This is a genomic window from Streptomyces sp. NPDC030820 (genome assembly GCF_055572075.1).
In genome coordinates this window covers 144,830-158,472 of the sequence record NZ_JBVIEB010000004.1, presented here as the reverse complement: position 1 = coordinate 158,472, position 13,643 = coordinate 144,830, and the positions used below count along the sequence as shown (strand labels likewise).

Annotated in this window: 9 protein-coding genes and 1 pseudogene; 6 read left to right on the top strand and 4 right to left on the bottom strand. The window is 72.3% G+C overall.

Annotated features, from left to right (window positions below):
• Positions 1–199: 199 nt before the first annotated feature.
• The 4 genes and pseudogenes from mfd to ACZ418_RS12535 all read left to right on the top strand — a co-directional run.
• Positions 200–3,733: a transcription-repair coupling factor gene (gene mfd, locus ACZ418_RS12550; protein WP_468361204.1), complete on the top strand. Its 3,534-nt coding sequence runs from the start codon at positions 200–202 to the stop codon at positions 3,731–3,733.
• Positions 3,734–3,988: 255 nt separating this feature from the next.
• A complete protein-coding gene (locus ACZ418_RS12545) occupies positions 3,989–4,135 on the top strand; it encodes a hypothetical protein (RefSeq protein WP_468361201.1) in 147 nt (48 codons plus the stop codon).
• Positions 4,136–4,142: 7 nt separating this feature from the next.
• Positions 4,143–4,925: an HNH endonuclease family protein gene (locus ACZ418_RS12540; RefSeq protein WP_468361198.1), complete on the top strand. Its 783-nt coding sequence runs from the start codon at positions 4,143–4,145 to the stop codon at positions 4,923–4,925.
• A gap of 68 nt (positions 4,926–4,993) precedes the next feature.
• A pseudogene (locus ACZ418_RS12535) lies at positions 4,994–5,563 on the top strand (N-acetyltransferase); the annotation flags it as partial.
• On the opposite strand, the gene ACZ418_RS12530 reads toward ACZ418_RS12535, so the two are convergent.
• From ACZ418_RS12530 to ACZ418_RS12515, 4 genes are all read right to left on the bottom strand, one after another.
• Entirely contained in the window at positions 5,550–6,674 is a 1,125-nt protein-coding gene (locus ACZ418_RS12530; protein WP_468361195.1) for a hypothetical protein, read from the bottom strand. The pseudogene ACZ418_RS12535 and the gene ACZ418_RS12530 sit on opposite strands and share 14 nt — an antisense overlap.
• Positions 6,675–6,747: 73 nt before the next feature.
• The gene (locus tag ACZ418_RS12525) at positions 6,748–8,532 is read right to left on the bottom strand and encodes a M48 family metallopeptidase (protein ID WP_468361192.1); all 1,785 of its coding nucleotides are present in this window, start codon (positions 8,530–8,532) and stop codon (positions 6,748–6,750) included.
• 69 nt (positions 8,533–8,601) lie between these two features.
• Complete coding sequence (locus tag ACZ418_RS12520) at positions 8,602–9,312, bottom strand: hypothetical protein (protein WP_468361189.1); 711 nt, start codon at positions 9,310–9,312, stop codon at positions 8,602–8,604.
• 176 nt (positions 9,313–9,488) lie between these two features.
• Positions 9,489–10,193, bottom strand: a complete 705-nt coding sequence (locus tag ACZ418_RS12515; protein WP_468361187.1) for a hypothetical protein — start codon at positions 10,191–10,193, stop codon at positions 9,489–9,491.
• A 188-nt stretch (positions 10,194–10,381) separates the two neighbouring features.
• On the opposite strand from ACZ418_RS12515, the gene ACZ418_RS12510 reads away from it, so the two are divergent.
• Together ACZ418_RS12510 and ACZ418_RS12505 are read left to right on the top strand one after the other, a co-directional pair.
• The gene (locus ACZ418_RS12510) at positions 10,382–12,802 is read left to right on the top strand and encodes an N-6 DNA methylase (RefSeq protein WP_468361184.1); all 2,421 of its coding nucleotides are present in this window, start codon (positions 10,382–10,384) and stop codon (positions 12,800–12,802) included.
• Positions 12,803–12,968: 166 nt separating this feature from the next.
• The gene (locus ACZ418_RS12505) at positions 12,969–13,631 is read left to right on the top strand and encodes a hypothetical protein (protein ID WP_468361181.1); all 663 of its coding nucleotides are present in this window, start codon (positions 12,969–12,971) and stop codon (positions 13,629–13,631) included.
• Positions 13,632–13,643: the final 12 nt, after the last annotated feature.

The following is a 13,643-nucleotide window of genomic DNA, read 5'->3' as shown; positions in this document are numbered from 1 at the left end:
CATACGGGGGTTGCGGGGGAAAGACCCGGTGCCGGGGAGCCGCACAGGCTTCCCGGCACCGGGTTCTTTTGCCGTCACGGGAAACAGGGGTTGTCCACAGGCCCGGCGCCAACCCCGACGGAGTCGTACGCTGGACACCCCCGGCCGTCACACGCGTCGGGTTATTCGCGTTGCCCACCACCGGACGGAAAGCCCCTCCATGAGCCTGCACGGTCTGCTCGACGCCGTCGTCAAGGACCCCGCCCTCGCGGAAGCGATCACGGCGGCCGCGGACGGCAACCGCATGCACATCGACCTCGTCGGCCCCCCGGCGGCCCGCCCCTTCACGGTCGCCGCCCTCGCCCGCGAGGCCGGCCGGCCGGTGCTCGCGGTCACCGCGACCGGACGCGAGGCAGAGGACCTGGCGGCGGCCCTGCGCTCCCTGCTGCCCGCCGAGGGCGTCGTGGAGTACCCCTCCTGGGAGACCCTCCCGCACGAGCGGCTCAGCCCGCGCAGCGACACCGTCGGCCGCCGCCTCGCCGTCCTGCGGCGCCTGGCCCACCCCAGTGCGGACGACCCCGGGACCGGCCCCGTCTCCGTCGTCGTCGCACCCGTGCGGTCCGTGCTGCAGCCGCAGGTCAAGGGCCTCGGCGACCTGGAGCCGGTGTCCCTGAGGACCGGCCAGACCGCCGATCTGAACGACGTCGTGGAAGCCCTCGCGGCCGCCGCCTACGCGCGCGTGGAGCTCGTCGAGAAGCGCGGCGAGTTCGCCGTACGCGGCGGCATCCTGGACGTCTTCCCGCCCACCGAGGAACACCCCCTGCGCATCGAGTTCTGGGGCGACGACGTCGAGGAGATCCGCTACTTCAAGGTCGCCGACCAGCGCTCCCTCGAAGTCGCCGAGCACGGCCTGTGGGCCCCGCCGTGCCGCGAGCTGCTGCTCACCGACGACGTCCGCGCACGCGCGCGTGCCCTCGCCGAGGAGCACCCGGAGCTGGGCGAGCTGCTGAACAAGATCGCCGAGGGCATCGCGGTCGAGGGCATGGAGTCGCTGGCCCCCGTCCTGGTCGACGACATGGAACTGCTCCTCGACGTCCTCCCCAAGGGTGCGATGGCCGTGGTCTGCGACCCGGAGCGGGTACGCACGCGTGCCGCCGACCTCGTGGCCACCTCCCAGGAGTTCCTGCAGGCCTCCTGGGCGGCCACCGCCGGCGGCGGCGAGGCCCCGATCGACGTCGGCGCCGCCTCCCTGTGGTCCATCGCCGACGTCCGCGACCGCGCACGCGAGCTGGACATGATGTGGTGGTCGGTGTCCCCCTTCGCGGCCGACGAGGAACTCGACGCGGACACCCTCAAGCTCGGCATGCACGCGGCCGAGACCTACCGCGGTGACACCGCGCGGGCCCTCGCCGACACCAAGGGCTGGCTCGCCGACGGCTGGCGCGTGGTGTACGTCACCGAGGGCCACGGCCCGGCCGCCCGCACCGCGGAGGTCCTCGGCGGCGAGGGCATCGCCGCCCGCCTCGACGCCGACCTCACCGAACCGAGCCCCTCGGTCGTCCACGTCTCCTGCGGCTCGATCGAGTACGGCTTCGTGGACCCGGCGCTCAAGCTCGCCGTGCTCACCGAGACCGACCTGTCCGGCCAGCGCGCGACCGGCCGCGAGGGCGCCCGGATGCCGGCCCGCCGCCGCAAGACCATCGACCCGCTCACCCTGGAGGCGGGCGACTACATCGTCCACGAACAGCACGGCGTCGGCCGCTACATCGAGATGGTGCAGCGCACCGTGCAGGGCGCCACCCGCGAGTACCTGGTCGTGGAGTACGCACCCGCCAAGCGCGGCCAGCCCGGCGACCGCCTCTACATCCCCACCGATCAGCTGGAACAGATCACCAAGTACGTCGGCGGCGAGGCACCCACCCTGCACCGGCTCGGCGGCGCCGACTGGACGAAGACGAAGGCTCGCGCGAAGAAGGCGGTCAAGGAGATCGCCGCCGACCTGATCAAGCTGTACAGCGCGCGCATGGCCGCCCCCGGCCACTCCTTCGGCACCGACACGCCCTGGCAGCGCGAGCTGGAGGACGCCTTCCCCTACGCCGAGACCCCGGACCAGCTCACCACCATCGCCGAGGTCAAGGAGGACATGGAGAAGTCCGTCCCCATGGACCGCCTGATCTGCGGCGACGTCGGCTACGGCAAGACCGAGATCGCGGTGCGGGCCGCCTTCAAGGCCGTACAGGACGGAAAGCAGGTCGCCGTCCTCGTACCGACGACCCTGCTGGTGCAGCAGCACTTCGGGACGTTCTCCGAGCGGTACGCGCAGTTCCCGGTGGCCGTGAAGGCGCTGTCCCGCTTCCAGACCGACACCGAGGCCAAGGCCGTCCTGGAGGGGCTGAAGGACGGCGCGGTGGACGTCGTGATCGGCACCCACCGGCTGTTCTCCTCCGAGACCAGGTTCAAGGACCTGGGCCTGGTCATCGTCGACGAGGAGCAGCGCTTCGGCGTCGAGCACAAGGAGCAGCTGAAGAAGCTCCGCGCGAACGTCGACGTGCTGACGATGTCCGCGACCCCGATCCCCCGGACCCTCGAAATGGCCGTGACCGGCATCCGTGAGATGTCCACGATCACCACGCCCCCGGAGGAGCGGCACCCGGTGCTCACCTTCGTCGGGCCGTACGAGGAGAAGCAGATCGGCGCCGCCATCCGCCGTGAACTGCTGCGCGAGGGCCAGGTCTTCTACATCCACAACCGCGTCGAGTCCATCGACCGCGCGGCGGCGAGGCTGCGCGAGATCGTCCCCGAGGCACGCATCGCGACGGCCCACGGCCAGATGTCGGAGTCGGCGCTGGAGCAGGTCGTCGTCGACTTCTGGGAGAAGAAGTTCGACGTCCTCGTCTCGACCACGATCGTCGAGTCCGGCATCGACATCTCCAACGCCAACACCCTCATCGTGGAGCGCGGCGACACCTTCGGCCTGTCCCAGCTGCACCAGCTGCGCGGCCGCGTCGGCCGAGGCAGGGAGCGCGGCTACGCGTACTTCCTGTACCCGCCGGAGAAGCCGCTGACGGAGACCGCGCACGAGCGCCTGGCGACCATCGCCCAGCACACGGAGATGGGCGCGGGCATGTACGTGGCGATGAAGGACCTGGAGATCCGCGGCGCGGGCAACCTGCTCGGCGGCGAGCAGTCCGGCCATATCGCGGGCGTCGGCTTCGACCTGTACGTCCGCATGGTCGGCGAGGCGGTCGCGGACTACCGGCGCCAGCTGGAGACCGGCGAGATCGAGGAGGAGCTGCCGCTCGAGGTCAAGATCGAGCTGCCCGTCGACGCGCACGTCCCGCACGACTACGCGCCCGGCGAGCGCCTGCGCCTCCAGGCCTACCGCGCCATCGCCTCCGCCAACAGCGAGGAGGACATCAAGTCCGTCCGCGAGGAACTCACCGACCGCTACGGCAAGCTGCCCGAACCGGTGGAGAACCTGCTGCTGGTGGCCGGGCTGCGCATGCTCGCGCGCGCCTGCGGCGTCGGCGAGATCGTGCTCCAGGGCACCAACATCCGCTTCGCACCGGTGGAGCTGCGCGAGTCGCAGGAACTGCGGGTCAAGCGCCTCTATCCGGGCACGGTCATCAAGCCGACCGTCCACCAGGTGCTGGTCCCGCGCCCGAAGACCGCGAAGGTCGGCGGCAAGCCGCTGGTCGGCCGCGAACTGCTGGGCTGGGTAGGCGAGTTCCTGGCCTCGATCCTGGGGTCGTAGCCGGCGTGGAGCTCGTAGGCGGGGGCGATGGGCCGCGCCGGGCCAGGCTCCACGGAAGCACGAGGTGAGCGGGCGCGCTCGCGCGCTCGCCGTACTCCCCTGGTGGGCGCCCTCTGCCCCAACTCACCGGCGGATCAGCTCGGAATGCCCCCTTAGTCCTTATCTGACGTCGGTCGCAGGCCAGCTACCGTAAGGGACGGAACGATTCCGCCCGTGTCCGACGGGCGGACCCGGGCGAGTGAGGGGGGACGCATCGTGGCGCGTCTGAGGGGTCGGGCGGTCATCGCCCTGGCCGTGCTGGTGACCGGCTGCAAGTCCGTCGACTCACTGACCGTCAAGGTCAGGGCGCCGAAGACCGGTTACTCCGAGCTCATTCAGGGGGCAGTGCGCTATGCGTACTGAGAGGCACATGAGGCGCAGTGTCGGGAGTCGGCGCGTTGTTCTGGCATCCGCCGCAGTGGTGGCCACCGGAATCCTGATCTCCGGCTGCAAGGGCGTTGCTCCACCTGCGGACAGCGGAACCTCCGCTTCTGCCGTCTCGACCGCCGGCAACGGCCGGGCCGTGAACCCGCTGGACAATCCGGACGGAACGCGGCCGGGGCTGGCGGCGATCACGTCCACCGCGGACATGGCGAAGGCGCGGTCGTTGATCGAAAAAGTGGCGACGAAGGGACGCGGACCGAAGACGGGGTACGCGAGGGACAAGTTCGGCTACGCCTGGATGGACTCGGCTCCAGGCGGCCTCCCCTTTGCTCACAACGGCTGCGACTCGCGAAACGATCTCTTGAAACGCGATGGCGAGAGTGTCCGCTTCCGGGCCGGCTCCGACTGCGTCGTCACCTCCATGACGCTGCACGATCCTTACACCGGTCACACCATCGAGTGGGTCAAGTCCCACGCCACGACGGTGCAGATAGACCACGTCATGCCGCTGTCGTACGACTGGCAGATGGGTGCGTCCCGCTGGACCAAGGGCAAGCGGGAGGACATCGCCAACGATCCGCTCAACCTGATTCCCGTGGACGGTCCCACCAACGGCGCCAAGAGCGACTCGGGGCCCGCGGCGTGGCTGCCCCCGAACAAACAGATCCGCTGCTCCTACGTGGTGCGCTTCGCCCAGGTGTCGCTGAAGTACGACCTTCCGGTGACGGTCGCGGACAAGCGGATGATGCTGAGGCAGTGCGGCGGCTGACCGAGACGGACGCGGCCGGCTTCAGCCGTCGGCCGAGGGAGCCGTGGTGCGCGTGAGGGCCACTTGTCGCCCTCGCCGTCGACGGCCGGCGCACCCTGCCTGCGCGCGGCTGGGACCAGGTCCTGCTCCGGGCCTTCGCCGACCTGCGCCGCGGCACCCGCCCGGACACGGTGAGCGCCGTCTCCGTCACCATCGCCCCGCAGGCCGAGGGCCACGGCCTGTCCGCCGTCATGCTTTCGGCGATGCGGGACCGTGCCCGCGCCCGCGGCTTCCGCGAGGTCGTCGCCCCCGTCCGACCCAGCGCCAAGCACCAGGAACCGCACACCCCGATCACCGAGTACGTCCACCTTGTCCGCCCCGACGGCCTGCTCGAGGACCCATGGCTGCGCGTCCGCGCACGCGCCGGAGCCACCATCGACTCCGTCGCGCCGGCCTCCATGACCGTGCGCGGCTCGCTGGAGGAGTGGCGCCGCTGGACCGGGCTGCCGTTCGACACCGCGGCGGACGTCGAAATGCCCGGCGCGCTGGTCCCGGTCCGCTGCCAACCGGAACGCGGATACGCCGTCTGCGTCGAGCCCAACGTGTGGATGCGGAACCGCCTGTACGCCCCGCCTCCGGTGTTCGTCAGCTCCCGGTGACGTGGCCGCGTGGCGCGGGGGCGGGGCGGCCCGCCTTCTCCCAGGAGACGAAGGTGTTGGTACGGGCGAAGACGAAGGCCTTGACCGGGTTGCCGGAGTACGTCCACGGCACGCTGCCGACGTATCCGCCGACCGCGCGGAACTGCTCGACGGCGTCCGCGTACCGCTTCGTCTGGAACAGGGTGTCCGCCAGCAGGTGCCGGACCAGCGGCAGCCGGTGGTGCCCGGCCGGCGTCCGGTCCACGGCGTCCAGGGTGGCGTCCAGGGCCGGCTGCACGAACGGCTGGTTGTACACGGGCGCCTTGGGGTCCCGGAACGCGTGCTCCATCAGCGCGTACAGGTAGATCACGGGCAACAGGCTGCCCTGCGGAGCGGAGGCCGCGGCCTGCTCGGCGAACGCGTACATCAGCTCGTGGGAACCGCGCCACTTGGCGCACCAGTACTGCAAGGCGCTGACATGCGCGCCGAAGTGGTGCGGGTCGCGTGCGGTGATCTCCGCCCACAGCGCACGGAAGTCGTCGTGCGGCCAGCCGAGCCCCAGGGCGATGGTGATCTGCGCGATCCAGGGGCACGGGTCCTCGGGCGCCATCCGGGCGGCCTCCCGGCAGGCGGGCAGCGCCTCGGCCAGCAGCCGGTGGAAGCCCTCGAACTGCTCGGCCGTGGTGTGCTTCGCCTGCTTCGCACCGCGGACCTTGCCCGCGAGGGAGACGAGCGCGTCGGCGTGCACGAGCGCGGCGGACGGATCGTCGGGGTACTCGGTTCTCCACGCCCTGAGCCAGGAGTCGTCCTCGGCGGCGGCGTGCGTGAGGATGCCCAGCCGGTACCACCGCAGGTCCCAGTCGCGGCCCGCCCCGGCCAGGTACCCGGCGGCCTGCCGCCAGTCACCGGCGAGAGCGGCTGCCGCGACCGCGTCCGCCTCCGGATCGGGACCCGCGAACCGGGTGTCGAGCTGCGCGGCGGGCACCAGCCCGTACTTGGCGGGATCGATGTTGACCGGCGCCTTGGCCTTCGCCTCGGCCCGAGCGGCGCGCGCCTTGCGGGCGTTGCGGGGGATGGTGACGGCCGCGTAGACGAGGGCGCCGGCGCCGGCTATGTCGATCAGGATGTTCATACCGGGTCTTTTCAGGTCGGGGCCGCATGGGGAGGCGACCGTTGAGGCTGTCGGAACAGGGCAGCGAAGGCTGTCAGGACGGGGCGTGGGGCGGGGGCCAGGCCGATGTGGGGGGCGGGGGTGCCATGCCGTCGAACGGGGAACCTGCGCCGCCGAACAGCAGAGCGCGCAGTGGCCCGGTGCGGGGTGGATCGGCGACCGCGTGGTCCAGCGCCTCCTCCAGTGCCTCGGCGAACCCATCGGGTGCCACCTGGCGCGCAGGGGGGCCCGCCCAGCACAGCTCCCACCGGCACAGCCCCGCGTCCAGCGCGGTGAGCAGGGCCAGTTGCCGCAGGGCCGAGCGCAAAGCCGTCCGGGCGAACTCGCGCGCCGCACGTCCACTGCTGCGGCCCGCCTCCTCCGACTTGGGCAGCCGGTCGGCGATGTCGTACAGCAGGCCGTGGTCGAGCAGGGCCAGGAGGTGTGCGAGGGGTGGGACTCCGGGTGGGGCGACGCCCCTCGCACCGGACACCTGGGCCATGGCCCCCAGCAACGGCTCTGCTCCGCGCGCCCAGCCCGCACGCCGGGTCTGCGAGGGCAGTTCGGCCCAGGGCACCCGCTGCCGGGCCAGCGCCTGTGGGCTCAGTACGACCCGCTCCAGCTCGGCGAGGAGGCTGTCGGGCGCCCGGAGCAGTGCGGTAGCGGGGCGGCGTACGAACGCCGGGGTGCGTCCGTCGTCGGGGAGTGCCTCCAGTGCCGCGATGCGGTCGGCCGTGGGCGGGTGGGTGTCGTAGGGAGACCTCTCCTGGGACACCTCCTGCGGGAGCGGCCCCTCGGCCAGCGTTCTCAGTTCCGCACGGCGTGTGCCGTCCGCGATGAGGAGGGCGAGCCCACCGTAGAACTGCCCCTCCGGCGGCAGCAGCCCGGCCTCCCAGCCCAGCAGGGCGTAACCGTTCACGTAGAGGTCGTCGGCGGCTTCGAGCACGGGGATGCGGCGCAGTGCGGCGGCCGTGGTGTCCCGTCCGGCGATCCGGGCGGCCACCAGATCGGCCGCGTACTCCTGCCGGCGGCTGACGGCCTCGGTCAGGCGCAGGCACAGCCTGGCGTACGCGGAGAAGACGAGGGCCAGATAGTGGTCCGGGCCCCGTGTGGGTTCCCGCTTCACCGGTGGCGGCTCGCCGGCCGCCCGGTGCCGGGCGGCCCGTGCCGCGAACGTCGCCTTCTGCCCGGCCTCATCGACGGCGGCCCGGTGCCGCAACGTGCGCACGGTGTTCAGCAACCTGCTGCGCAGTGCCCACAGCAGACCGCCCAGCCGGGTGTCGTCGTGCGCGTAGTGCCCCAGCTCGTGCGCGAGTACGGCGTCCAGCTCGTCCTCCGACAGGCCGATCAGCAGCGCCACGCCGAGGAGGAGCCGGCGTTCGCCCGCCACCAGCCCGAGCCACCGGGCGTCCTCCTGAACCATGGCACCGGCCCCCGGGATCACCCGTATCTCCGCGGGCGGCCGAGTGCCCACCCGCTCGGCCAGGTCATGCACGCGCCGCCACAGCTCCGGCTGCTCCCGCGGCGTCAGCGGCAGACCGGCAGGCCCGTCGCGCCGATCCCCGCGGTCACGGCCGAGCAGCACGACGCGCACCACGCACCAGGCGATCGCCAGTGAGCCCAGGTAGCCCTCCAGAGCCATGACCGTGAAGCCCGGGCCCCGGGCCAGGACGACGTCCAGGACCGCCAGCGCCACGAGGATGAGCACGGCCAGCAGATAGAACCCGATCAGCAGGCCGAGGGCGAGCGCGGCCCGCAGCGAGGTCGCGGGTACGCCGCGGCCCCGTACGGCGGCTTCGTCGGCGGCCGCCCGGCCGACGAGGCGGGACGTCGGACGCATGTGCATCCTTCACAGGGACGGAACGGTCGTGGGACGGGAAAACCGGTGGTCAGGCCTGGCCGCCCGGCTTCACCCCTTCTTCAGCGCCGCGAGGACCGTCGTCGTCACCTTCTTCGCGGACGTGGCGCCGTTGTCGGTGCCCGCCGTGGACAGCACGGTGACCACGGAGTTGCCGGAGCGGGCCGCGATCAGCGTGGTGCCGTTCTGCCAGGCGCCGCTCGTCAGCGTCATCGTGTAGGCCTCGTCCCCGAGCCTGGCCGTGGACTTGCCCGTGACCTTCACCTTGGCGTGCGTGTCGGTGTCCGTGAACGTGGCGCACTCGCCGGCGACGGTCTGCAGCTGCTTCAGCACCGAGCTCGCGGTGGTGCCCTGGAACGCGTCGACCTCCTGGGCGACCTCCTGGGTCTTGTCGTGGCTCGCGTAGTCGTTCTGCGCGAACGACACGCCCCCCTTGTAGCCGGTCACCTGGATCCAGGACGTGCCCCCCAGCCTGGTGCAGTCCGGCTTCGCGGTGCTCCTGGCGGACGGCGAGAGGAACTGGCTTCCGGTATCGGCGGCGCCGTCGGACTCCAGCTTGAGCCCGGCGGGGAAGGCCGACGCGGGCGCCAGCGCGCCCTTCAACCGCGTACCGGTGGGCAGACCGGCGTTCAGGTCCTTCGCCTTGGCCGGCTTGGCGCCCGCGCCGCCGGTGCCGGCGGAGGAGCCGGCGGAGCAGGCGGTGAGGGCCAGCGGGAGCGCCGCGACGGCGAGCAGTGTGGCGGCACGGGGGGAGAGACGCATGGCAGTCCTTCAGCAGGTGGTGTTTCGGGGGAAGTGTGTACGGCATGCCGTACGGGGTCCGGAACCGGGTCCGGCTGCGCGGGGCGGCGCCCGGGCAGCCGGAGCCGGTGGGACGGGTGCGGTGAGCGGTGTTCGGGTGAGCGGTGTTCGGGTGGGCGGCGGTGGGAAGCGCCGGCTCAGGCCGCCTTCTTCCAGTCGCCGCAGCCCGTGGTCTTGAAGTAGGCGTCGCCCGGACTGATGGTGACGATGGCCGTGCCGGTCACGTTGTCGTTGGCGATGATCGAGTTCGTCCCGTGCTCGGCGTCCTTGGTGCGCTCCCAGTAGCAGTTGTCGTCGGCGGTGTTCCCGGTCGACTTGTAGGTGCCCGGCGCGATGTCCGTGCCGACCTTGTACATGCCGCCGTCGCCGTCCACCGAGGAGGCGGGCGTGCCCTTCGCCTTCGGGTCGACGGCCTCCCAGTCCTTGCAGCCGCTGGACTTGAAGATCTTGTCGGTGGGCTTGATGGTCACGTAACTCGTGCCGGTGACGTTGTCGTTGGCCAGCAGCGAGTCCATTTCGCCCTTGGCGTCCTTGGCGCGCTCCCAGTAGCACATGTCGTCGGAGTTGCCGGTCGTGCGGTACGTGCCCGGCTTCACGTCCGAGCCGACCTGGTACTCGCCGTCGCCGGCGATGGCGGCCTTCTTCTTCCCGGCCGCCTGGCCGGCCCCCGAGTCCTTCTTGCCCTTCGTGCCGCCGGGGGTGTGCTCGGCGGAGGCGGAAGAGCCCTTGTCGCTGCCGCCGGAACCGCCGTCCTTGCCATTGCTGCCGGCGTTCGCCGACACGGCAGCGATGACGACGACCCCCACGACGGCGCCCAGCGAGACCTTGGCCTTGATGCCCATGGCGAATCCCTCCCCAAAGCGGCGGCCTCCCCCTCCGGTGGCCGCTTGTTCGCTGGGTCAATAAGAGCAGAGCCTGTGAACCGAGTCAACATGGTGCGCATGGTCTGATGAGTACACGCCGTGAATGCACGGATCTTGTGTACGCCGGTATGCTCGGCGTCACACACGGGACGAGGGGAGCGGGGCCGGTGCAGGACAACGCGACAGAGGTGACCGCGGCCGGAATCGCCCGGCTCGCCGGAGTGGGCCGGGCCGCCGTCAGCAACTGGCGCCGCCGGCACGCCGATTTCCCCAAGCCGGTCGGCGGCACCGAGACCAGCCCCTCCTTCGCGCTCGCCGAGGTCGAGGCCTGGCTGCGCAAGCAGGGCAAACTCGCCGAGGTCCCGCTGCGTGAACGCGTCTGGCAACAGCTCGTCGGACATCCCGAGGGCCCGCTGACCGCCCTGGTGCACGCGGGCTGTGCCCTGCTGCTGATCCACGAGCGCCCCACCGTCTGGCTCGACGCGAGCGCGGGCTCCGACGTGCGCCTCGCCGCGATGCTGCCGGACGTGCTGGAGCAGGTGCTCACAGCGCGTTTCGGCAGCGTGCGGGGGCGGGCGGCGCACGGCCGGCGGTCCGCGGGCGCGGGTTCTGCTGTGAACACGTCCGGCGAGGCGGGGGGTGTGAACACCTCGTCCGCCACGGCTGATCCGAACTCGGGTGCTGCGGCGGCCGCTGTGAACGAAGGCTTTACGGCTCGCGATGTGAACGGAGGCTTCGGGGCGTCTGGTGTGAACGCAGGCTCCGCGGCAGCCAGTGTGAACGTGGATCCCTCGGGGCGCGCTGTGAATCCGGCGCTCACGACATCCGATGTGAACTCCTCACCGCCCGGCCGGCCTGTGAACACCCCACCAGTCGTTCACCACCCCGCCGCCGCTGACGCCACCCCCACAACCACCGCGGGCACCCCCACCGCCACCCCGGGCACCCCCGCCCCGCACACCCCCGCCCTCCGCACCCCCACCGGCCCCCAACTCCTCCCCTCCGCCCCGCTCCTGCGCGGTGCGGCCGAGCTGGCCGCCGAGATCGGGGCGCGGCAGGCCTTCGAGTTCCTGCTCGGCCGGCACCTGGACGCCAACCCCCGCCAGTACACGCTCACCCCCGCCGAACTCGCCGGTCTCATGGCCGACCTCGCCGGCCCCGCCCGTACCGTCCTGGACCCCGCCTGCGGCACCGGCGCCCTGCTGCGGGCCGTCGACACCCGCCCCGACCAGGAGCTCTACGCCCAGGACAGCGCACCCGACCTGGCCGCGCTCACCGCGCTGCGGCTCGCGCTGCGCTCCCGGGCCGACGTGCGCGGTGCCGCCGGTGACACCCTGCGCGCCGATGCCTTCCCCGAGCTGCGCGCCGACGCGGTGCTGTGCCATCCGCCGTTCAACGAGCGCAACTGGGGCCACGACGAACTCGCCTACGACCCCCGCTGGGAGTACGGCTTCCCCGCCCGCACCGAGTCCGAACTGGCCTGGGTGCAGCACGCGCTCGCCCGGCTGGCCGACGGTGGTACGGCGGTCCTGCTGATGCCGCCGGCCGCCGCCTCCCGTCGTTCCGGGCGTCGGATCCGCGCCGACCTGCTGCGCCGGGGCGCGCTTCGGGCCGTGGTCGCGCTGCCGGTCGGGGCGGCACCGCCGTACAGCATCCCGCTGCACGTGTGGGTGATGCGCCGGCCCGACCGGACGCCGGCGTCGCCCGAGGTGCTGCTCGTCGACACCGGGAGGTTCGCCGGGGAGGGGCGCGGCGGCCCGGACTGGCCGGCGGTGCGCGAGACCGTCCTGGACGCCTGGCGCGCCTTCGAGCGCGGGGGGCGGTTGGCGGAGCGGCCGGGGCTCGCGCGTTCCGTGCCGGTCATCGAACTCCTCGACGACGACGTCGACCTCGCCCCCGCCCGCCATCTGCCGCCGGCGGCCGTGGCCGACGGCGCGGAGCAGCTCACGGCGGTGCGCGAGCGCCTCGGTGAGACCCTGCGCCTGACCGCCGAGCTCACTCCGCCGCCCGCCGCCCCCGCGCCGGGCGGGCGCTGGCCGCTCACCACCGTCGGTGAACTCGCGCGCGGGGGCGCGCTGATGATGCGCACCGGCGGAAACGGCGGCCACGCGCGCGTGCCCGTGCTCACCGACCACGACGTGCTCGCCGGCACGGCGCCCTCCGGGACGCTTCCGGAGAGCGAGGAGGAGGCGGTGCTGACCGAGCCGGGCGACGTCGTCGTACCGGTGATGGGCGGCGGCTCGGTGGCCCGCGTGATCGACGACGCGACGGGGGGCGCCGCCCTGGGGCGCAACCTCGTGCTGCTGCGCCCCGATCGCACGGCACTCGACCCGTGGTTCCTCGCCGGGTTCCTGCGCGGCACCGCGAACAACCGGCAGGCCAGCAGCTACGCCTCCACCGCGACCCGCCTGGACGTGCGCCGTCTGCAGCTGCCCCGGCTCCCGCTGGACGAACAGCGGCGCTACGGCGCGCGCTTCCGCGCACTCGACGAGTTCGAGCGGGCGCTGCGCCACGCGAGCCGGCTCGGGGAACAACTCGTGCGCGGTATGTACGACGGCCTCACCGACGGTACGGTGACGCCCGACTGATCGCCGGTGTGGGCAGGACAACGGTTCGGTACAACCAGGACGCCTGTCCGTGTCCTTGTCCGTGTCGGGTCATATGCTCGAAGCGACAAGCGCACGACCGGCGTTCTCCGCCCGACGGAGCACGCCGGTCGGGCACGTACGCCCACCTCAGGCATCAGGAGCAGTCATGCAAGGCCTCGGCTACGGACAGCCGGTGAAGCAGCCGCCGCACACCGCGTGGCTGGTTCTGCTGCGGGTGCTGTTCGTGGCGACCGGGTTTTTCAGCATCGGCCTCCTGGCCTGGGTGATGCTGCTGCGGCTGGCGATCGTCACGCGGCGGGGGCTGGACTGGTGCCTGTTCGCCGCCGCGCTGGTCGCCGACGTCCTCAGCCTGGTGCTGATAGGCACCGAGCCCGGTGACGACATCCACACCTCTGTGGGCTACTTCGGCATGTTCCTGCTGCTCGGCACGCTCGTGGCCGGGACCGCCTACTACCTCGCCGCGGACATCCGCCACTTCGCGCTGCGGCAGCAGGCGTACGCGGCGCAGCGGGCCGGGCAGGCCGGATACGCCTATCCGGGCCCCGCGAACCCGTACACGCCGTCGACCGTCCCGACCAGGCCGGTCGGTCGGGCGGGCCGCGACACGCCCTTCCCGCCGGCCCCGGTCGCCCCGCACACCCCGCCCCCGGTGCCGCACACGCCCCCGCCCCAGCCACCGCCGGCCACCCCGCCGCCGCAGCGCCCGGCGCCCAGCCACATCGACCAGGTACGCGCCGAACTGGACGAGCTGAGCGACTACCTGCGCAAGCACGACGGCCGGCACGACGGCCATGAGGGCGGAAGGTGACCGTGGCGACAG

Bases quoted from the DNA above. Each gene is read 5' to 3' on its own strand.
- mfd (WP_468361204.1), top strand. From the start codon at position 200: ATGAGCCTGCACGGTCTGCTCGACGCCGTCGTCAAGGACCCCGCCCTC.
- ACZ418_RS12540 (WP_468361198.1), top strand. From the start codon at position 4,143: ATGAGGCGCAGTGTCGGGAGTCGGCGCGTTGTTCTGGCATCCGCCGCA.
- ACZ418_RS12530 (WP_468361195.1), bottom strand. From the start codon at position 6,674: ATGAACATCCTGATCGACATAGCCGGCGCCGGCGCCCTCGTCTACGCG.
- ACZ418_RS12525 (WP_468361192.1), bottom strand. From the start codon at position 8,532: ATGCGTCCGACGTCCCGCCTCGTCGGCCGGGCGGCCGCCGACGAAGCC.
- ACZ418_RS12520 (WP_468361189.1), bottom strand. From the start codon at position 9,312: ATGCGTCTCTCCCCCCGTGCCGCCACACTGCTCGCCGTCGCGGCGCTC.
- ACZ418_RS12515 (WP_468361187.1), bottom strand. From the start codon at position 10,193: ATGGGCATCAAGGCCAAGGTCTCGCTGGGCGCCGTCGTGGGGGTCGTC.
- ACZ418_RS12505 (WP_468361181.1), top strand. From the start codon at position 12,969: ATGCAAGGCCTCGGCTACGGACAGCCGGTGAAGCAGCCGCCGCACACC.